Origin of the sequence: Asticcacaulis sp., from assembly GCF_051954415.1 — a bacterium.
Taxonomy (GTDB): Bacteria; Pseudomonadota; Alphaproteobacteria; order Caulobacterales; family Caulobacteraceae; genus Asticcacaulis.
The window spans coordinates 199,219-219,653 of sequence record NZ_JBQCHT010000047.1; the positions used below are offsets into that span (position 1 = coordinate 199,219).

The window sequence follows — 20,435 nt, forward strand, 5'->3', positions numbered from 1 at the left end:
GCGCAAAATAATGTTAACGCAACCCATTCTTCTTTAGAGTCAGAGCGAGGCGATGTCATGGCGAAATCATTGAAAACTGAAACTTATTTCCAGCCTTACAAGGCGCCCAATTTCACCCTGGCCTCCAGTGCCGGGGGCCATGTCTCACTCACCGATCTCCAAGGCCATTGGGCGGTAGTGTTTTTATACCCGGCCGACAATACGCCCACCTGCACACAGGAAGCCTGCGCCTTTTCGGAAGCCCTGCCGGAATTTGAAAAGCTGGGGGCAAAACTCTACGGCCTCTCGAAAGACAGCCTCAAGGATCACGAAAAGTTTATCACCAAATACGGCCTGCGGATGCCGCTTCTGTCCGATCCTGACACATCCGCCATTGCCGCCTTTGGCTCATGGGGCGAGAAAAGTCTGTATGGCCGGGTCTATATGGGCACCGACCGCTCCACCTTTATTATTGATCCGCAAGGTATGATCAGAAAAGAATGGCGAAAGGTAAGGATTAAGGGCCATATCGATGAGGTTTTAAACACATTAAAAGGTCTTGTAAGTGAGTAAGTCAGCTTAATGACAGTTTAGTGAAATTCATGCACAGGCTCGCCCTTTGGCATTTCAGGTTTTGCGGGCGGTTATCCACAACTCGCGTGAAAAGGGATTTTTTGGTAAATTCAGAACGGCATCAATCTTGAATCAGTCTCCTCATAGGCATTCAAATTGGGACACAGGTCATGGCCGCGAATCTTAATAAACTGATTTTATTGAGTATTACCTCGGCGACCTTGGGCGCCTCTCTTCCGGTACGATATACATCTTGCGCAATTAACGTCGTAAAGGCATAGTTAACAGGCGGTTGAGGGTGCGGATGATGACGACCAAGACAAACGAGAGCTCCCTGGGCGGCTGGATGGAATCTATATTTCCGGAACGTCAGCTCTACATTCGTTCGGGCACCGAAACCCGTGGCTATGTTCTAAGCCCCGTAAAACAACTTGTCCTGACGATCTTCGCCTCGGCACTGGTTACCTGGCTGGCCATATCCACAGGTTTTACTCTCTTCTTTGCGGCCAATCACGGCGGTGGGTCTGAAAAGCAACTCCGCATGGTCAAGGCCCAGTCCGAACGCTGGATCGCCGATCGCCAGGCCAGGCTCGATATCGCCACGCAACAGGCGACGGCCAATTCCGGCTCCCTCGACCAGCTAGCCGAAACGGTCGAAAAACGCCACCAGGGGCTGGTTGCACTACTGAAAGATTTCAAGGGAGTTCCCGGCGCTGTGGCCGCGCTGGCGCCGGCGCCCATAGATGACAGCCTGCCGCCTATCGAACGCATCTACTCGGTGCGTGCCGAGCAGGAGCGCATGGTGAGCCAGGCCGAGGTCTTCGCCAAGACCCGCGCCGAAAAGCTGCGCCTGGCCTTCCGCATCGCCGGCCTCAACCCGCAGGCTTTTGCCGGCGGCCGCAGCGGCAACCCCCTGACCGATGCCAAGGATAACAAGGCCCTGGCCAGTTTCCTGGGTGTGGACGAAGATTTCGCCGAACGCATCCGCAATGCGGCCATGGACCTGAGCGATATGCGCGGCCTGCAAAACAGCGCCCAGCGCCTGCCTTTCGATCGCCCGACGATCGGCACGCGTGAAAGCAGCGGCTTTGGCGTTAGATTTGACCCGTTCAATCACCGTCCCCATATGCATCAGGGACAGGACTTCGCCGGTCCCTACCTGACGCCGATCTATTCGACGGCCCCCGGCATCGTTTCCTTCGTCGGCGTCCGCACGGGCTATGGCAATGTGGTCGAGATCGATCACGGCAATGGCTTCAAGACCCGATACGCCCACCTGGCATCCGCCGCCGTTCGTCCCGGACAACGGGTCGCCGTCGATCAGCGGATCGCCTCGATGGGCAGCACAGGCCGCTCGACCGGCAACCACCTTCATTACGAAGTCTGGCAAAATGGTCGCGCTCAAAACCCCGCACGTTTCTTAAAGGCTGGAGATTATGTTCAACAAAACTAGCAAACCGACCCCGCCCGCCGCCAAGCCGCAGCCGACGCCCGCTGTCGTTCCGCCGCTGGAGACGCCCAATGTCAACATGAACCGCACCAAGCCCGCTATGAGCACAGGTGCGCGTCCCCTATCCAGCTTCGGCTCCGGCCTGTTGATCGAGGGCAATATCACCGGCAATGGTGACCTGCATCTCGACGGCACCGTGCGCGGCGATGTTAAGGTCGGCCACCTGATCGTCGGTGAATCCGGCAATATCGAAGGCAAGGTAGAGGCTGAAACCATCGAAGTGCGCGGTCGCATCGTCGGTTCGATCACCGGAAAACAGATCAAGCTGCAGGCCACCGCCTATGTCGAAGGCGATATCACTCATGACCAGTTGGCCATCGATGTCGGCGCCTTCTTCCAGGGACGCTGCCTGCAAAGCCGCCGGGCCGAACCCGTGGCTGTGGCCTCCGTCAGTCCGGCAGCGCCTGCCGCTCCGTCCGATTTTGGTACGCCAAGCCTGAACAGCTACGACCTGAATGCGCTTTCTGACCTGAAGTAGAAAACGCACACCGAATGCAGCCTTGAAGAGACGGAGACATCACCCTCTCCGGCTTTTTTCTTTATTTCCTTTATGCTCATATCCGCGCTTTCGATTCTCCCTTTACCGGCGGCTCCTCATGACGGACACATCTCGCAAGCGCCCGCCCCTGACGCTTCCGGCCTTGTGGTTCATCCTCAAGGAAACCATCCGCGAATGGAATGACGACAAGGTGCCGCGCCTCGGGGCCGCGCTGGCCTTTTACAGTATGCTATCCATCGGCCCGCTGCTCCTGATCGTCATCGCCATGGCCGGTCTGGCTTTCGGGCGGGACGCCGTCAGCGGCTATATTTTCGATGAAATCCGCGGCCTGATCGGCGACCAGGGCGCCAGCGCGATCCAGACCATGCTGGCCAGCACAAGCAATCCCAAGGCCAGCTACATTGCCAGCCTGATCGGTATCGTCACCCTTTTGATCTCGGCCACCAGTTTTTTTGCCCAGTTGCAGGACGCACTCAATACCATCTGGAATGTGGAGGAACGCGAGAACGGCCACTGGACCTGGTTTATCAAGAAACGGCTGCTGTCCTTCGCCATGATTGTCGGCATCGGCTTTCTGCTGCTGATCGCACTGGTCATTTCAGCCGCGCTTTCGGCGATCAGCGCCTTCTTTGGAGATTATATCTCCATCACCTTCCTGCTGCACACCGTCAACCTGGTGATTTCGTTCAGCGTCGTCACCGTGCTGTTCGCCATGATCTTCAAGGTGCTGCCCGACGTCCATATCAAATGGCGCGATGTCTGGATCGGCGCGGCGATCACCGCCATCCTATTCACCTTCGGCAAGTTCCTGATCGGTATTTATCTCGGCCAGAGCGCCTTTAGTTCGGCCTATGGCGCCGCCGGTTCGCTCATCGTGGTCCTGATCTGGATATACTATTCGACGCAGATATTTTTCCTAGGCGCGGAATTCACTCAGGTCTACTCACGCTATATGGGCGCACAGATCGTCATCAAGAAAGGCCGCCGCAAGCAGCCGGCACACATAGCAACGACCGCCCATACTGACGCGGCCGCTCACGCCGAAGTTGTCAATGTCGCCAAGACACCTAGTCATGCGAAAGTCGCAAAACCAGATATTTAATTCAGCTCAAACGCCGGACTAGGCGCCCCCCATGGCACCTCGCATAAGCTCGGGCGCGCTTTGCGCTTGCCGAGTTACAGAAACTCGGAGATCAAGCGTCCCGCGTGACACCGACCCGCTGCGCCAGTGACGCGCCCATGAAGGCATCAAGATCGCCATCGAGTACGCCCTGGGTATCGGAGGTTTCGACATTGGTGCGCAGATCCTTGACCATCTGGTAGGGCTGCAACACGTAGGAACGGATCTGGTGCCCCCAGCCGATATCGGTCTTGGAATCTTCCAGCGCCTGCTGCGCGGCTTCGCGCTTCTGGAGTTCCATCTCGTACAGCCGGGCACGGAGCATCTTCCAGGCTTCGTCACGGTTGGCGTGCTGCGAACGGCCGGCCTGACAAGCGACGGCGATCCCGGTCGGAATGTGCGTCAGGCGCACGGCGGAGTCTGTTTTGTTGATGTGCTGACCGCCGGAACCGGAGGCGCGGTAGGTATCGGTGCGCACATCCGACGGATTGATATCGATGACGATTGTGTCGTCGACCACCGGATAGACCCAGACCGAGGCGAACGAGGTATGGCGCTTGGCGTTGGAATCGAACGGCGAAATCCGCACAAGACGGTGAACGCCGGCTTCGGTCTTCAGCCAGCCATAGGCGTTTTCACCCGATACCTTCAGCGTGATCGACTTGATGCCGGCCTGTTCGCCAGGCGTTTCTTCCTCGACATCGATCGACATGCCATGCGCATTGGCCCAGCGCGAATACATGCGCAGCAGGATGCCCGCCCAGTCGTTGGATTCGGTGCCGCCGGCCCCGGAGTTGATTTCGAGATAGGCATCATTGCCGTCGGCCTCGCCGGATAACAGGGCTTCCAGTTCCGCACGATCGGTACGCGCTTTCAGGTCTTTCAACAGACTGCGGGCTTCCTCAACCAGGCTTTCGTCGCCTTCCATATCGCCGAGTTCGGCGAATTCGATGGCATCCTTCAGTTCTTTTTCGATCGAACGCACTGCTTCAACGGAAGCCGAGAGCTTCGAGCGTTCGCGCGAGACCTTCTGCGCTTCGTCGGGCCTGTCCCATAGAGTCGGGTCTTCTACCCTGGCATTCAATTCATCGAGACGACGCAGGGCGACGTCCCAGTCAAAGACGCCTCCTGAGCAGTCCGATGGACTGCTCGATCTCGGAAGCGGAGGCTTCGATATCCAAACGCATGGTAATTTTCCTAAAAGTGTGCTGGCGGGTTTACAGAGCGTCGCCCTGAATGACAACCCTCATTGCCTAATAAAGCGTGCCGGTATCAGCCTTCTGCTTGGGAGGCGGCGGCGGCTCTTCAGCCGGCACAACCGTTACCGGCCCGCTGGTATCGCCGTCATCCGACCAGGTGTCGAGGTAGGGTTTGGGTCCGTCATCCTCGGATGGCGCCGTATATTTCGGCTCCGTGCCGGGCTTGAAGGCTTCCTCGATGCCGTGCACCGACATATAGACCGCATCCCGCGGCTTGTTGAACTCGCGGTTCGGCTTGCCGGCATTGGCGTTCTTCATGAAGTCCATCCAGATCGGCAAGGCGGCCACCGCGCCGGTTTCATGATTGCCCAGCGAACTGTTGTCATCGAAACCGACAAAGACCCCAACTACCAGGTCCGCCGTGTAACCGACAAACCAGGCACTGCGGTAGTCATTGGTCGTACCGGTCTTGCCACCCATCGGAATGCCAAGCGACCGTGCCGCCGCACCCGTGCCGCGCTGGACCACGCCCTGCAACATCGAATTGACCTGGTAGGCGGTGATTGGGTCGAGCACCACGTCGCCCTGGGGTGACAGGCGCGGGCTTTCCAGACCATCGAAATCAGCCGTACAGGCGGCCGGGCAGTTGCGTTCATCGGCCTTGTAAACCACCTTGCCGTTACGATCCTGCACTTCGTCGATCATATGCGGCTTCACCTTGCGGCCGCCATTGACAAAGATGGAATAGGCATTGGTCAGGCGGTATGGATTGACTTCACCTGCGCCCAGAACCATCGACATTTCCGGCGGCATCTTGTCGAGCACGCCGAAATTGACAATTCCCTGGGTGATCGGCTTGATGCCGGTCTTTTGCGCCAGGCGCACGGTCATCAGGTTGCGCGACAGTTCGAGGCCCCGCCGGATCGGCTGCATGCCGAGATAATCATGCTCGTAGTTCGATGGCGTCCACATCTTGCCATCGCCGCCCATCATGCTGATGGGGCCGTCATCGACCATGGAGGCCGGCGTGAAATCCTTCGATAGCGCCACGGCATAGACAAACGGCTTGATCGAAGAGCCTGGCTGGCGCGAGGCCTGCGTGGCACGGTTGAACTTGGACAGAGAATAGCTATAGCCGCCGACCATGGCGACGATCCGGCCCGAATAGGGATCGATGGCCACCAGCGCGCCATTGACTTTCGGCACTTGGCGCAGGCGGTAAACGCCAGTCGAGGCTTGCGACACATAGACCAGATCGCCCGCTTTCAGGGGGCGGTTGGCCTGCGCCCAGGCCAGATCATCGGCGCGGATCACGCCGTGGCCACCATCGATAGCCCTGACCGAGCCGCTGCTTTTCTCGATCATCCCGACCTGCCAATCGGCGCGCTCGGAAGGCGCCCGGCGCGAGTCCGGCAGATTGTTTTCCGCCTGGAGGGCATCGGATTCCCAGTTATCGGTGACCGGAATATTGCCCCAGGCACCCCGCCAGCCATGGCGGCGGTCATAGACTTCCAACCCGTCCATCAGCGCTTCCCGCGCCATGGTCTGAAGTTTGGGGTCGAGCGTCGTCTTGACGTAATAGCCCTCTGTATAGATGGCGTCGTTGAACAGTTTCCTGGCTCGCAGTTCAACCTCGCTGACGAAATAGTCGGCGTCGGCGTACTTGGCGCGGCGCGGCTTGTCCTGGATGACAAGATCGTCCTGCATGGCGGCGGCGGCTTCTTCGCGCGATACCCAGCCAGCCTTGGCCATTTCGCCCAGCACCCAGTTACGACGGGCGATGGCGGCCGCCTTGTGGGTGGAGGGGCGATAGTTTTCCGGCCCCTTGGGCAGGGCGGCCAGGAAGGCCATTTCGCTTAAAGAAAGCTGGTCGAGCGACTTGCCGAAATAGTTGAAGGCGGCGGCGCCCACGCCATAGGAGCGATAACCGAGATAGATATCATTCAGATACAGTTCGAGGATCTGATCTTTCGGCAGGGAGTTTTCCAGCCGGCGCGCCAGGATGACTTCCTTGAGCTTGCGCCCGACGGTACGCTCATTATTCAGCAGCAGATTCTTGGCCACCTGCTGGGTAATGGTCGAGCCGCCCTCAAACCGTTTGCCGCGCAGCAGGTTGAAAACATTCTTCGCCATGGCGCGCGACACGCCGCTGACATCGACCCCGTTGTGCGTGAAGAAGTTCCGGTCTTCAGCGGCCAGGAACGCCTGGGTCACCCGCGTCGGCATCCGGTTAAAGGGCACATAGATGCGGCGCTCCTGACCATATTCACCGATCAGGGTGCCGTCCCAGGCGAAAACACGCGCCGAGGTCACCGGATGGAAATCCGCCAGTTCGCTGCCATCGGGCATGTCATGGAACAGCCACGCCGCATATATGGCGACCGCGAAGCCCGCTATGGCCACAGCGGTCATCACGGCGACACCGGCCATGGCAAACCAACGTTCAGACGACCTTACCAAAAAACCTCCAACCACCGATCCGGTTCACAGATCGATGCGATCTGCCGTCATTAACGTCAACACTTAGCAAACAGTGCGCGATTGGCAAAGCCATTCAGCGAAATTTCATTCACGCGCGCCTGGCCTGCCTCATTTAAGGCACAGGCGCTTACGCACAACAAAAAAGCCCTGCCGATGATGGCAGGGCTTCTATGTTTTCAATGGCTTGCACCTGTCAGTTAATTCAGACCAGCGAACGAGGCGTACTGGACGCTGTTATCGAAATACTTGTCGATCGCCCTGGCCACCTGCCCCATCATCACGGCTCGGTGTCCCGAATCGTTGAGCATGGCCTCATCCTGCGGATTGTTGACGAAACCCATTTCCAGCAACACGGCCGGCACATCCGGCGCCAGCAGAACCACGAAGCCGGCCTGGCGCTGGTTCGTTTTCAGCAGGGGCGTCGAGTCGCCGATATTATCCATGACCAGTTGGGCGAAAGTAGAAGAGCGATTCTTGGTGGCGCGCTGGGTCAGGTCGATCAGGATTCGGCTGACAATGGCATCGGCCGGCGGTTCGCCCTGCGACCAGTCGCCCTTGATCAGCGCTTTTTTGGCAGCGCGTTCGGTGCCGGAATCCGACAGGGTGTAGATCGAGGCGCCGCGCGTATTGCCGTCGCCGCCTGAATCCGAGTGCAGCGAGATGAACAGGTCGGCATTGGCCGAACGGGCGATACGGACACGCGCCGGCAGATCGACGAAGCTGTCGGTGTCGCGTGTCATGATGACATTGTACCGGCCGGTCTTTTCAAGCGCGGCGCGCAAGGCCTTGGCCGCAGCGAGGTTGACGTCCTTTTCCCAGGTCTTGCCGCCATGGGCGCCAGGGTCTTTGCCGCCGTGCCCGGCGTCGATGACAATGACTTTCTTGCGATTTCTGGGCGCAACCGGCTGAACCGGTGCCTGGGCCGCAGCCGTAACCACCGGTACGGACGCCAGGAGCCGGCTGGCCGCGTCAGGGCCTTTTCCTGCACCCTGAGGCACGACATCCACCACATAGCGATAGACGCTGATGCCATCGGCCGGAGGCAGAAGGAACCGGCGGTAAATCTTGGCGCCGGACTTGAAATTGAGCTTCAGGCGGACGCTGCCGGCCACGTTTTCAAGCTTCCAGTCGCTGACCAGTCCCTGCCCCTGCCCAGCCATGGCCTTGTCGAGATCGATATCCGGCAGGGCGATGACCTGACGGTCGGTTTCGCTGTCGCGCGTGACAATCTTGGCGGCGACCGATTTTTCCAGTTCGATGACGATGCGCGTCTGTGCCGCATCACCACCTAGGCGTACCTTGACCACATCGCTGCCACCCGCCAGCGCCGGCGGCGCGACAAGCACGAACGCGCATAAACTGGCGGCCAGAGTTATCGCCTTCAGGATGGTCTTCGCATTGCCAGGGACGTCAAACCGTCGAAACATTCACTACTCCACGCACCACATTATGTGTGTTTTCTGGCCGGTATTCTCCGGCTGTCCCTCCATATTGCCACAGGGGTGTAGAAATACGATTAAGGGGTACGGTTATCTTTCCATTACCGAATATGGTTGCCATGTTGTTAAGGATCGCAGCGGGGCGGTAAAAATATGTCCCTGCTGACACACACAAAGAATTAGATTGACGTATCCGGCTTTTTGCGAACATGTGACATTCGGGTATCGTCCGTCATGAGTCCGGCCAAAGCGCAGACTTTTCGCCGACTGATTATGACGAACCCTTGTGATAACGGCGCCGCGCGCCTATCTCGCCTTCATGCCCGTTCCGGCAACCCTGCCGGGGAATGAAAGCGCTTTTCGCCCGGAACCCGCATCACACCCTTATTAAGTTTGCGCGGCCTTATGGCGCGCAGATATTGCGTTTGGAACAATACCTTATGGGCTGCGCCTTGAGCCTCAACCGCTATCAAACGAAGACAGATGCCTTAAACGTCGTCCTCGCCTGCGCGCGCCTTCTTACCCCCTATCAGCGCCACGCCCTTGCCGCCGCCGGATCAAGATCCGCGCGGACGCCCGCGTTTGAGCGCTCCGGAGATATTCTTAATGTCAAAGACCATGTTGATCGACTCGACGCACACGGAAGAAACCCGTGTCGTCGTGATGAACGGAAGCCGCGTCGAAGAGTTTGATTTCGAAAGCCACGCCAGAAAACAACTCCGCGGCAACATCTATCTTGCCAAGGTCACACGCGTAGAGCCCAGCCTTCAGGCGGCGTTCGTCGAATATGTCGTCAACCGTCACGGCTTCCTCGCCTTCAACGAAATCCATCCGGACTACTACCAGATCCCGGTCGCCGACCGCGAAAAGCTGATGGCAGAACTGGCCGCGCAGGCCGCCGCCAATAACGGCAATGGCAACGGTCATGCCGAGGATGAAGATGAATCCGAGGACGACGATCACAGTCACGACGATGACCTGCCCGATGAAGAGCGCCGTCTGCGCCAACACCTGATCCGCCGTTACAAGATCCAGGAAGTCATCAAGCGCCGCCAGATCCTGCTCGTTCAGGTCGTCAAGGAAGAGCGCGGCAACAAGGGCGCGGCGCTGACCACCTATATGTCGCTGGCTGGTCGCTATTGCGTGCTGATGCCGAATACGGCACGCGGCGGCGGCATTTCGCGCAAGATCACCAATACCTCCGACCGCAAGCGCCTGAAGACTCTCGTGCAGAGCCTGGATGTGCCGCACGGCATGGGCCTGATCGTTCGCACGGCTGGCGCCAAGCGCACCAAACTGGAGATCAAGCGCGACTATGATTATCTGCTGCGTGTCTGGGAAACCATCCGCGAAACGACGCTGAAATCCAATGCGCCAGCGCTGATCTACGAAGAAGAAGACCTGGTCAAGCGCGCCATCCGCGACCTGTTCGACAAGGATTTCGACGGCGTACTGGTTGAGGGTGAGGACGGTTATCGTTCCGCCAAGGACTTCATGCGCATGATCATGCCGTCCCAGGCCAAGAAGATCCAGCTCTACAAGGCCAATACGCCCCTCTTCGCCCGCTATGGTGTCGAGGATCTGATCTCGAAGATTTATTCGCCGGTCGTGCCGCTGAAATCGGGCGGCTACCTGGTCATCAACCAGACCGAAGCTTTGGTCGCCATCGACGTCAACTCCGGCAAGTCGACCAAGGAACGCAATATCGAGGCGACCGCCCTCAAGACCAACCTGGAAGCGGCTGAAGAATCCGCCCGCCAGATGCGTCTGCGTGACCTGGCCGGGCTGGTGGTCATCGACTTCATCGACATGGATGAGCCGAAGAACAACCGCGCCGTCGAAAAGAAGCTGAAGGATGCCCTGGCCGAGGATCGCGCCCGCATCCAGATGGGCAAGATTTCCGGCTTCGGCCTGATGGAAATCAGCCGCCAGCGTCGCCGCACCGGCTTCCTCGAAGGCACCACCATCGTCTGTCCGCACTGCGAAGGCCAGGGCCGCATCCGTTCGGTCGATTCCGCCGCCCTTTCGGCCATGCGCACCATCGATATGGAAGCTATGCAGAATGGCGCCGGCGCCATCACCGTCAAGGTGCCGATGGATGTCGCGCTCTACATTCTCAATGAAAAGCAGGTTCATCTGTCGAAGCTGCGCCTCGAATGGGGCCTGAAGGTCAATATCGAGATCGATACCGACCTGGGCCACACCGAGGTCCAGATTGTCCGCACGGTTCATGCCGACGAGGTCGATTTCGTTCCGCCCGTTCGGCCGGAGCCGATCGCTTTCGACACCACGCCCGATATAGCCGAGGAAGAGGACGAAGACGAAGAGGCCATCGAAGCCGAAGACAGCGACGAGGATGACGGTGAGACGCGCACTGAGCGTCCGGAACGCGAAGAGCGTGAAGGCGGTCGTAACGGGAAGCGCCGTCGCCGTCGCCGTGGCGGCCGTGACCGGTACGAGAATGAAGAGCGTCCCGCTCAGGCGGAAGCCGCGCAAGGCGAAGAGGACGGTGAAGACGAGGACGACAGCGGCAGCGATGACAGCCGTCGTGGCCGTCGCCGTCGCGGCCGTCGTGGTGGCCGCCGCGCCGGTTTCGACAGCCGCCCGCGCGAGACCTATAGCTGGGTGCGCGCCCGCACGCCGTCACTTGAAGCACCCTACGTCTGGATCGATCCGTTTGAAGAGCAGCAAAAGCGTTTCGAGCAGCCCGCGCGTTCGGCCGATGCCTCGCGCGACGCACTGAAGGAAGCCGCCTCGCCTCAGGCCGCCATTGCCGAGGCCGTGACCTCAGCGCTCGGTGCGGAAACCACGCAGCCAACCTCGCTGGTGCCGGAAAATACCGGTGCGCCGTCCGGTCGTCGTCCACGCCCGCGTCGCAGTCGCAAGGGTGCGCCGGAGGCAGTGACCATGATTGTCGATGAAGCCGCTGCCGCGAACGACACCGCGCCCATGCCCCTGACTCATGATGTCGATGTCGATCCGGAAGCGGCCTTCGCCGCGAGCGCGCCGCCTATGGTCGCCGTTGAGTATGCCCCGCCGGCGCGCAAGACGCGCAGCCGCAAGAAGGTTGCGGACGCCGAAACGGTCGAGGTCGCACCTGCAGAAGAGACAACCAAACCGGCCAAGGCCAGGACGTCACGCGCCAAGGCGGAAAAGAAGGTGGTGGAACCGGCAATAGCGGAACCGACTATCACCGAAACCGTGGCGGTCGCGCCGCCTGAGCCGGAGGCGGTGCCGGAAGTGGTGGCAGCTATTGATCCGAATGAGATCAGCGCGCCGCCGGAGAAACCGAAACGCGGTTGGTGGCGCCGTTAAGCGCCCCAAATATTTGACACCAAATATCCGAGACCTGACAGGGCGGGCATTGATCTGGATCGATGCCGCCTTAGATTTGTCATCCTTACCGCCTAATGAAATTTGCGAAGCGGAGATTGAACAGGGTCTTGAGAATGCCGGCTTTTCAAACGCTGAAACGATATGCGGCGCGGATGCTCATCCCGGCCTGCCTGCTGACAGCCGCCGTTTTTTTGCCGGTCAGCACCAATGCCCAGGACTCGCAAAGCATTATCCGCGATACCGAAGTCGAAGCCTTCCTCAAAACCAATACCCGCCCTGTGCTGGATGCCGCCGGCCTTGACCCTGATCGCGTTCACTACTTGCTGATTGCAAGCGACGAGCTGAACGCCTTTGCCACAACGGGCCTGCGTATCGGCATCAACACCGGCACCATCATGGAAGCCGACAATCCGAACCAGTTGTTCGGCGTCATCGCCCACGAAACCGGACACCTGAGCGGCGGGCATATGATGCGCACCGACGAGATTGAACGCGCCGCCCGCGCGCCCATGGCCATCTCGCTGGGCCTTGGCATTGTGGCGGCCCTGGCCGGCGCGCCGGATGCTGGTCTGGGCATTGCCGCCAGTTCACAGACCTTCGGCACACTCGGTGCCCTGCACTATATGCAGACGGAGGAATCCGCCGCTGATGTGGCGGGTGTCAAGGCCATGGAAAAAGCCGGCATGTCGGCCAAGGGGCTGGTCGATTTCTTCTACAAGTTCCGTAATGTCGAAACCTTCAGCAATGCCGAACGCTACCAGTTCTTCATCACACACCCGCTTTCGCGCGAACGCATCCAGGCCACAACGCGCTTGGCGCAATCGCAGCCGCATTACAACACACCGGATAATCCGGAAACGGTGAAGGAATTTGATATCGTCAAGGCCAAGCTGTCCGGCTTTCTCGACGATCCGCTCAAGACCTACCAGAAGTATCCGGAAACCGACACCTCCTACCCGGCCCGTTACGCCCGCGTGATCGCCACCTACAAGCGCGGCCAATGGGATCAGGCAATCGACCAACTCGATAAGCTGATCACCGAGCAACCGGAAAATCCCTATCTGTGGGAACTGAAGGGACAAATCTATTTCGAGACCGGCCGCGCCGCCCTGGCCGTGCCGGCGCATCTGAAATCAGTTGACTTGATGCCGCAGGCGCCCCTGCTGCAGCTTAATCTGGGCCAAGCCCTGATTGCGGTGGGTGACAAAGACAGCCTCAACGCCGCCGTGGCCCATCTTCAGCAATCGATCAAATACGAGGAGGATGACAGCTTCGCCTGGCAGCAACTGGCGCAGGCTTATGACGCTCTCAATCAGCCGGGTCTCGCCCGTTTATCCACCGCCGAGGCGCAGTTCTATGCCGGCGACTATATGGCTGCCCGCACTTCCGCGGTATGGTCGCAGAAGTACCTCGACATCAAGTCGCCCGAATACCGTCGCGCCCGTGATATCGTGATGACCAGTTCCTCTGAAATGGGGATCGATCCGGTCGATCGGGAAACCCAGCGCCGCCGCAAGAATTGAAAACAGACAAGGCTTAATAAGTGACCGACTCCAAAGTGCCGCCCCAAACATCCGCAAGTCCATGGAAAGACCTGCTCTCCCAGGCCAATATCACAACCGCCCTGGCTGTTTTTGCCGTGGTCCTGGCCGGCGCGCCCTATGTGGTGCCGCAAATCCAGAGCTTCGTCGTTGAAAAGGGAATGCTGAACCGGCCGGCCATGCTGCAAACGGCCATTACGAAGCTGAATGCGCAAAACGATGCCGACAAGGCGAAGGCCATGGCCGCAGCGGTCAAGAGCAAGCATGACTCTCTGTTCAATGACAAATCCGATCCGGTTCTCGGCAACCCGAACGCTAAAATTAAAATCGTCGAATTCCTGGATTACAATTGCGGCTATTGCCGCGCCGCCACGCCGGTCCTGAAGGACTTCCTGGCGAAAAACCCGGACGTCGCCATCATCGTCAAGGAATACCCGGTCATCAACCAGAACTCGCGCCCCCTCGCCGCCTTCGCGCTCGGTGCGGCGAAGGCCGGCCAATATGAAGCGGTTCACTATGCCCTGATGACCGAACAGGTTGGCAGCGAGACTGAAATGACTGCGCTCCTGGGCAGGCTGGGGCTTGATCCGGCGGCCGTCAGGGCCAGCGCGGCATCGGCCGAGGTCAAGGCCCATATAGACAAGGTCATGCAACTGGGCGCCGACCTCGGCATCACAGGCACCCCGACCTTCATCATTGGCGATACGGCCATCGATGGCGCCAAGCTCGATGAACTGGAAAAGGCGGTTGTCGCCGCTCGTAGCGGCAAATAATAAAAAAGCCCCGCAAGCCTGACTTGCGGGGCTTTTTATTCAGATCAGGCCCGCCAGTGGCGATGACGGATCGGCATAAAGCTTGCGCGGCATCCGGCCAGCGAGATAGGCCTCCCTTCCGGCGATGACGGCGTGTTTCATGGCGCGCGCCATGCGGATCGGGTCTTTCGCTTCGGCAATGGCGGTATTCATCAGCACCGCGTCGCAGCCCAGTTCCATGGCCTCGGCCGCTTCGGAGGCCGTACCGACGCCGGCATCAACCAGCACCGGCACCTTGGCGTTTTCGATGATGATACGCAGGGTCACCGGATTCTGGATGCCAAGGCCAGAACCGATGGGCGCAGCCAGCGGCATGATGGCGGCGGCACCGGCCTCTTCCAGCTTTCGGGCATAGACAGGATCATCCGAACAATAGACCATGACGTCGAAGCCGTCCTTGACCAGCAGTTTCAGCGACCGCAGGGTTTCTTCCATGTCGGGATAAAGCGTTTTCGGATCGGACAAGACTTCCAGCTTGACCAGGTTCCAGCCACCGGCCTCGCGCGCCAGGCGCAAGGTGCGCACCGCGTCCTCGCCGGTAAAGCAGCCAGCCGTATTGGGCAGGTAGGTAAATTCATCCTGCTTCACATAGTCCATCAGCATCGGTTGGTTCGGATCGGTCAAATTGACGCGGCGCACCGCCACGGTAACGATCTCGGCGCCAGACGCCCGCGCAGCCGCGGCGTTCTGGGCGTAATCCTTGTACTTGCCGGTGCCGACGATCAGGCGCGAGGTAAAGGTGCGGCCGGCAACGGTCCATGTGTCGCTAATGAGAGATTGATCATCCATGGCTCAGTTGCCGCCTCCAACAAAGTGTACAATTTCCAGCCGGTCGCCGTCATTGAGCGGCGTGGCCAGATAGGTCGAGCGCGGCACGATTTCGAGATTCTTTTCCACGGCCACCTTGCGGCCATCCAGTCCGAGATCTTCGATAAGCGCCGTCAGATTGGAGGCCGTAACCTCCCTTTCTTCGCCGTTCAACAGAATTTTCACCATTTTTACGCCATTTTTTACCGAAACTGACGCCATTTAGCGTCGTTCGGCTTGTGAGCCTATCCGCGACACGTTACAAGGTCCGCTTCGCGCTTTTTCGAAGGTTTCATGTCCAAGCCCATATATGTCCTCAATGGCCCAAACCTCAACCTCCTTGGGGTCCGTGAGCCGGAAATTTATGGTCATGACACGCTCTCGGATATCGAATCGCGCTGCCAGGCCCTGCTAGAAGGCACGGGCCATGGTCTCGTCTTCAGGCAAAGCAATCATGAAGGCGAACTGGTCGACTGGATTCAGGAAGCCCGCGTACAAGCTGACGCCCTGATCATCAATCCGGCGGCCTATACACACACCTCGGTCGCGCTCTATGACGCCCTTAAGGCCCTGAGCATCCCGATTATCGAATGCCACCTCTCCAATCCCCATGCCCGCGAACCTTTCCGGCATCACTCATATGTGTCGCTGGCGGCCAAAGGGGTTATTGCAGGATTTGGCTCCATTGGTTATGAACTGGCCGTTCGCGCCGTTCTGTCCCTCGTTAAACAGTAGAGTCTTTGTTTTTCAAGACTTTGTACAAGGTTATCACATGACGACTCCCAAAGCTCCCGCAGCCGATCCGATCGATCCCAAGCTGATCCGCAAGCTCGCCGACATCCTGAAGGAAACCGAGCTGACTGAGATCGAGGTCGAACAGGGCGAACTGAAGATTCGCGTGGCGCGCCAACTGACCGCTGCCGCCAGCGTTTCCTATGTGCCGCAGGCCGCCGCCCCTGTGGCCGCGTCTGCTCCTGCTCCGGTTGCCGCCCCGGCGGCTGATCCCGCCCCGGCGGCTGCCCCCGCCGTCGCCAAGGACGCCATCAAGTCGCCCATGGTCGGCACCGTCTATATGGCGCCCCAGCCGGGTGCTGCCGCCTTCATCAAGGTGGGTGACAAGGTCAAGCAAGGCCAGACCCTTCTGATCATCGAAGCCATGAAGACCATGAACCCGATCCCCAGCCCGCGTGAAGGCGTGGTGGCGCAGATCCTGGTCAGCGATGCGCAGCCGGTTGAATTTGGCGAACCGCTCGTCGTCTTCGAGTAAGACACATGGTCAAGACATTCGATAAAATCCTGATCGCCAACCGCGGCGAGATCGCCCTTCGCGTCATCCGCGCCGCCAAGGAAATGGGCATCGCCACGGTCGCCGTCCATTCGGAAGCCGACCGCAACGCCATGCACGTCCATCTGGCCGATGAAAGCGTCTGCATCGGGCCGCCGGCCGCCAGCAAGTCCTACCTCAATATACCATCGATCATCGCCGCCGCCGAAATCACCGGCGCCCAGGCGATCCATCCGGGCTATGGCTTCCTGTCGGAAAATGCTCGTTTCGCCGAAATTGTCGGCGCCCACGGCATGACCTTTATTGGTCCAAAGCCCGAACACATCCGCATGATGGGCGACAAGATCACCGCCAAGCAGGCTGCCAAGGATTCCGGCATTCCGGTTGTTCCTGGCTCTGATGGCGGCGTCGCCACGGTCGAGGAAGCCATGGAAGCCGCCGAGAAGATCGGCTTCCCCCTGATCATCAAGGCCGCCGCCGGCGGTGGCGGACGCGGCATGAAGGTCGCCAAGGACCGCGAGTCCCTGGCTGAGCAGGTGATGAGCGCCCAAACAGAAGCCGCCGCTGCCTTCGGTGACGGCACGGTCTATATGGAGCGTTATCTCCAGAAGCCGCGCCACATCGAAATCCAGGTCATCGCCGACAGCCATGGCAATGTCGTCCATCTCGGTGAACGCGACTGCTCCCTGCAGCGCCGCCACCAGAAGGTGCTGGAAGAAGCCCCCTCGCCGGCCATTGACAAGGCGGCGCGCGACAAGATCGGCATGATTGTCGTCAACGCCATCAAGGCGATCGGCTATCTCGGCGTCGGCACCATCGAGTTCCTGTATGAAGACGGCGAATTCTTCTTCATCGAAATGAACACGCGCCTTCAGGTCGAGCATCCGGTCACCGAATATGTCACCGGCATCGATCTGGTGCGTGAACAGATCCGTATCGCCGAAGGCTATCCGTTGAGCTTTACGCAGGCGGATATCGACATGCACGGCCATTCGATCGAAGTTCGGATCAATGCCGAAAATGCCCGCACCTTCGTGCCCTCCCCCGGAACGGTGACGGATTTCCATGCGCCCGGCGGACTGGGCGTGCGCATGGATTCGGCGGTCTATAATGGCTACACCATTCCGCCCTATTATGACTCGATGATCGGCAAGCTGATCGTTCACGGCCGCGACCGTCCGGAAGCCCTGGCTCGCCTGAAACGCGCCCTCGGCGAAACCGTCGTTACCGGCATCGACACCACCATCCCGCTGTTCCTCGACCTGTTGCAGGAAAAGGATATTCAATCGGGCGATTACAATATTCACTGGCTGGAAAACTGGATCAGGGCACAGGAAGCCTTGGCTAATACCGCCTGAATATTCTCCTGAAGCCACCCAGAAAAAGCCTTGCAGCGCGCAAGGCTTTTTTTTTCGTTCATGACAGGTTCATTGATAATGTAAGATAATATCAGGGTTCGCCCGATGCGCATGACTGAGTTATGATGTACGGGTCGTCACGTGAAGGTGGCCTTGGTTTCGTCCACATTGTCACGCATCAACGGGTGCTTTAGAGTGATATTGTCGCCAACATGTTGGGCAAGATGAATTCGGGTCTGGGGTTATTACCTCTTATTTTACTGGTCAGTATGCCGGCGCAGGCAAAGGAATATGTCCTGCCGTCGCGGCCGTTCGATTCCTATGTCCTCAAGGATGTCCATATCGAGCCCTACAAACGGCCGTTGTTTGTCTTCAGCTATATCACCAACTGGCTGGTTATTCCCGTCACCAAATCCGGCTACGCTCCGGACACCGTCCATACCACCTATATCGACAAGAACCAGATGTTGCCGAAGCCCGGCCAGACCTGCGATATCGCCTATCATACAAGTTTTACCGACGGCGCCACCACGCCCTTCGGAAATGTCCGCGTTCCCAACAAGATCATGGACAGTTTCAACTGCAAGGCAACATAAGGCATTGAACCTTATTGCTTTCTGATTTCCAGACGGTATTCATGGGCGCCAGACCACGGATTCGCCGACTTGACAGACTTTACACTCGATGACCTGATCAATTGCTACCGCACCGGCATCTTCCCGATGTCCGACGCCCGCGATGACGATTATCTATTTCTGGTCGATCCCCCGATGCGCGGTGTCCTGCCGCTGGATGGTTTTCATGTGTCGTCGCGGCTGGCCCGCACGGTGCGCCAGGACATGTACACCATCCGCATCGATACGGCCTTCACGCAGATCATCGAGCTATGCGCCGAGGAAGCACAGAACCGTACGTCCACCTGGATCAGCCATTCCATTCAAGCCCTATATCAGGCTCTGTTTGCGCGCGGCCTGGCCCACAGCGTTGAGGTCTGGGACGGTGAAACCCTGCTGGGCGGGCTCTATGGCGTGTCCATTGGCGGCGCATTTTTCGGCGAAAGCATGGTATCGCGCGCCCGCGACGTGTCGAAAATCGCCCTCGTTCATCTGGTGGCGCGGCTGAAGGCCGGCGGCTTCACCCTGCTCGATTGCCAGTTCCAGACTGAGCACCTGCGTCAGTTCGGCGTGGTTGAAATGCCCAAGGCCGAATACCTGGAAAAACTGGCCGCCGCCATCGACCTGAAATCGGATTTCTATGACCTGCCGCGGACAGCTTCCGGCCAAATGGTCATGTCAATTTTGTCTTAGGCATTGCCCGGCAAAGGCTGGCGGCAACCGATCACCCAGGCATCATAAACCGGATGCTGGATCGGATTCAGGCTGGGTGTCGAGGCAAAGGTCCAGCCGCGAAAAACTTCTTTCGACTTCACCGCCGGTGACGTATTGGTGGCCGCCACAGGATTGCTGCGCACGCGCACATAGGCCATGACGTCGCTCATCGGCTCGTCATCGGCTGTGGTTTCGCACGCCTTTACCGTATAGATAAGCCCCTTGTAGCGGATGGGCTTGCCGATGGGGGCCTCGAACCGCACGCTTTCGGCCGTCACCTTGTCCAGCGCCTCGATGATCGCCACGGCGTAACGCGGGCGCTTTTTCGGCGCATAACTGACGACGCTTTCGGACGACGACGACGCGGCCGCGGCTTTCTGAGGCGCATTCGCCTGGGCCACGCTTGCTGAACTGGACGGCACATAAGGATGAAGTTCGCTGAGCGGTTCACCATCCGGCGTTACAGGCGTGGCGGCCGGCTTGACACTGTCCGCGGCCGGCTTGGCCTTCTTCTTCTCAGGCACATAGGGCTTATATTGCACGCCATCGACATAGTAGGGCTGCGGATCATAGTCCGCGTTATCGACATAATGCGGCGCCTGACCGCCATCGCCGCCCCGGTCGGGCGGCGGCACCTGGGCGGAGGCGGGAATGACAACGCACGCCGCAGCCGCCGCCAGCAAGGTCCAGCCGGAAACAGTGATGCGCTTCATGCCACAATTCTCCTTACGGCTTCCAGGCTTCGTAATCGCCTGTCGTCTTCGCGCGCTCGGCTTCGGCATTCATCGAACCCGGCGGAAACTGCGCATAAGGCGTTCCGCTCATATTCGGCAGGTGCGGTTTTTCCCAGGCCTTGCGGCGCAGCGGGGCTTCAGACGGCGGCGTGTCATAGGTGTAGTGCATCCAGCCGTGCCAGTCGGGCGGAATCTTGGAGGCATCGGCATAACCCTTATAGACCACCCAGCGGCGCTTGCGACCGGCATCATAGGTGTTCTTCGCCGTGCGGTCTTCGTAGTAACGATTGCCGAATTCGTCCTCACCGACCTTGCGGCCGCGCTTGCCGATGGTGAACAGAGTGCCAAGCGTGGCGCCATTCCACCAGGTGAATGAGGGAGCGAGTAGATTAAGCAACCATTGCATCGTGATATCCTTGCGTGGAGCCAGTCAT

At 59.1% G+C, this 20,435-nt stretch carries 19 protein-coding genes; 12 read left to right on the forward strand and 7 right to left on the reverse strand.

Going from position 1 to position 20,435, the window contains the following annotated elements:
* The first annotated feature begins 69 nt into the window (after positions 1-69).
* The 4 genes from ACTHND_RS18825 to ACTHND_RS18840 all read left to right on the forward strand — a co-directional run bounded on the left by ACTHND_RS18825 (position 70) and on the right by ACTHND_RS18840 (position 3,663).
* Entirely contained in the window at positions 70-552 is a 483-nt protein-coding gene (locus ACTHND_RS18825) for a peroxiredoxin (RefSeq protein WP_440179495.1), read from the forward strand.
* Between the two features lie 307 nt (positions 553-859).
* Positions 860-2,005 carry a peptidoglycan DD-metalloendopeptidase family protein gene (locus ACTHND_RS18830; protein ID WP_440179496.1) on the forward strand — a complete coding sequence of 382 codons (1,146 nt, stop codon included), beginning with the start codon at positions 860-862 and terminating at the stop codon, positions 2,003-2,005.
* Positions 1,989-2,540: a bactofilin family protein gene (locus ACTHND_RS18835; RefSeq protein WP_440179498.1), complete on the forward strand. Its 552-nt coding sequence runs from the start codon at positions 1,989-1,991 to the stop codon at positions 2,538-2,540. The genes ACTHND_RS18830 and ACTHND_RS18835 overlap by 17 nt, the downstream gene beginning before the upstream one ends.
* Before the next feature lie 118 nt (positions 2,541-2,658).
* Positions 2,659-3,663: a YihY/virulence factor BrkB family protein gene (locus ACTHND_RS18840; protein WP_440179499.1), complete on the forward strand. Its 1,005-nt coding sequence runs from the start codon at positions 2,659-2,661 to the stop codon at positions 3,661-3,663.
* Positions 3,664-3,754: 91 nt separating this feature from the next.
* On the opposite strand, the gene prfB is transcribed toward ACTHND_RS18840, so the two are convergent.
* The 3 genes from prfB to ACTHND_RS18855 all read right to left on the reverse strand — a co-directional run bounded on the left by prfB (position 3,755) and on the right by ACTHND_RS18855 (position 8,788).
* Positions 3,755-4,868 (reverse strand): peptide chain release factor 2 gene (prfB, locus tag ACTHND_RS18845; RefSeq protein WP_440179500.1). Its coding sequence is split into 2 segments (ribosomal slippage): positions 3,755-4,798 and positions 4,800-4,868, totalling 1,113 coding nucleotides; the frame shifts between segments, so codons are not numbered across the junction.
* 66 nt (positions 4,869-4,934) lie between these two features.
* A complete protein-coding gene (locus ACTHND_RS18850) occupies positions 4,935-7,310 on the reverse strand; it encodes a penicillin-binding protein 1A (protein WP_440179502.1) in 2,376 nt (791 codons plus the stop codon).
* Positions 7,311-7,558: 248 nt separating this feature from the next.
* Positions 7,559-8,788 (reverse strand): N-acetylmuramoyl-L-alanine amidase family protein, encoded by a 1,230-nt coding sequence (locus ACTHND_RS18855; protein ID WP_440179504.1) that lies wholly within the window; start codon positions 8,786-8,788, stop codon positions 7,559-7,561.
* A gap of 618 nt (positions 8,789-9,406) precedes the next feature.
* Between ACTHND_RS18855 and ACTHND_RS18860 the strand changes: the two genes are divergently transcribed.
* The 3 genes from ACTHND_RS18860 to ACTHND_RS18870 all read left to right on the forward strand — a co-directional run bounded on the left by ACTHND_RS18860 (position 9,407) and on the right by ACTHND_RS18870 (position 14,450).
* The gene (locus ACTHND_RS18860) at positions 9,407-12,115 is read left to right on the forward strand and encodes an Rne/Rng family ribonuclease (protein ID WP_440179505.1); all 2,709 of its coding nucleotides are present in this window, start codon (positions 9,407-9,409) and stop codon (positions 12,113-12,115) included.
* Between the two features lie 134 nt (positions 12,116-12,249).
* Complete coding sequence (locus ACTHND_RS18865) at positions 12,250-13,659, forward strand: M48 family metalloprotease (protein ID WP_440179506.1); 1,410 nt, start codon at positions 12,250-12,252, stop codon at positions 13,657-13,659.
* A gap of 20 nt (positions 13,660-13,679) precedes the next feature.
* Positions 13,680-14,450, forward strand: coding sequence for a DsbA family protein (locus ACTHND_RS18870; protein ID WP_440179507.1), 771 nt, complete (start codon positions 13,680-13,682; stop codon positions 14,448-14,450).
* A 39-nt stretch (positions 14,451-14,489) separates the two neighbouring features.
* Here the strand turns inward: ACTHND_RS18870 and ACTHND_RS18875 are convergent, their stop codons facing one another.
* Both ACTHND_RS18875 and thiS read right to left on the reverse strand, forming a co-directional pair.
* Positions 14,490-15,278 (reverse strand): thiazole synthase, encoded by a 789-nt coding sequence (locus ACTHND_RS18875; RefSeq protein WP_440179508.1) that lies wholly within the window; start codon positions 15,276-15,278, stop codon positions 14,490-14,492.
* 3 nt (positions 15,279-15,281) lie between these two features.
* The gene (gene thiS / locus ACTHND_RS18880) at positions 15,282-15,482 is read right to left on the reverse strand and encodes a sulfur carrier protein ThiS (protein WP_440179586.1); all 201 of its coding nucleotides are present in this window, start codon (positions 15,480-15,482) and stop codon (positions 15,282-15,284) included.
* Positions 15,483-15,590: 108 nt separating this feature from the next.
* Between thiS and aroQ the strand changes: the two genes are divergently transcribed.
* From aroQ to aat, 5 genes are all read left to right on the forward strand, one after another.
* Positions 15,591-16,031: a type II 3-dehydroquinate dehydratase gene (gene aroQ, locus ACTHND_RS18885; protein ID WP_440179509.1), complete on the forward strand. Its 441-nt coding sequence runs from the start codon at positions 15,591-15,593 to the stop codon at positions 16,029-16,031.
* 37 nt (positions 16,032-16,068) lie between these two features.
* A complete protein-coding gene (accB, locus tag ACTHND_RS18890) occupies positions 16,069-16,563 on the forward strand; it encodes an acetyl-CoA carboxylase biotin carboxyl carrier protein (protein ID WP_440179510.1) in 495 nt (164 codons plus the stop codon).
* Positions 16,564-16,568: 5 nt separating this feature from the next.
* A complete protein-coding gene (gene accC / locus ACTHND_RS18895; RefSeq protein WP_440179511.1) occupies positions 16,569-17,939 on the forward strand; it encodes an acetyl-CoA carboxylase biotin carboxylase subunit in 1,371 nt (456 codons plus the stop codon).
* A gap of 269 nt (positions 17,940-18,208) precedes the next feature.
* Entirely contained in the window at positions 18,209-18,535 is a 327-nt protein-coding gene (locus tag ACTHND_RS18900; protein ID WP_090642911.1) for a hypothetical protein, read from the forward strand.
* A gap of 126 nt (positions 18,536-18,661) precedes the next feature.
* Positions 18,662-19,246, forward strand: a complete 585-nt coding sequence (aat, locus tag ACTHND_RS18905; protein WP_440179587.1) for a leucyl/phenylalanyl-tRNA--protein transferase — start codon at positions 18,662-18,664, stop codon at positions 19,244-19,246.
* On the opposite strand, the gene ACTHND_RS18910 is transcribed toward aat, so the two are convergent.
* On the reverse strand, positions 19,243-19,980 hold the full coding sequence (locus ACTHND_RS18910) for a DUF2155 domain-containing protein (RefSeq protein WP_440179513.1): 738 nt from the start codon (positions 19,978-19,980) through the stop codon (positions 19,243-19,245). The genes aat and ACTHND_RS18910 overlap by 4 nt on opposite strands.
* A gap of 13 nt (positions 19,981-19,993) precedes the next feature.
* A complete protein-coding gene (locus tag ACTHND_RS18915) occupies positions 19,994-20,407 on the reverse strand; it encodes an NADH:ubiquinone oxidoreductase subunit NDUFA12 (protein ID WP_090642905.1) in 414 nt (137 codons plus the stop codon).
* Between the last annotated feature and the right edge of the window lie 28 nt (positions 20,408-20,435).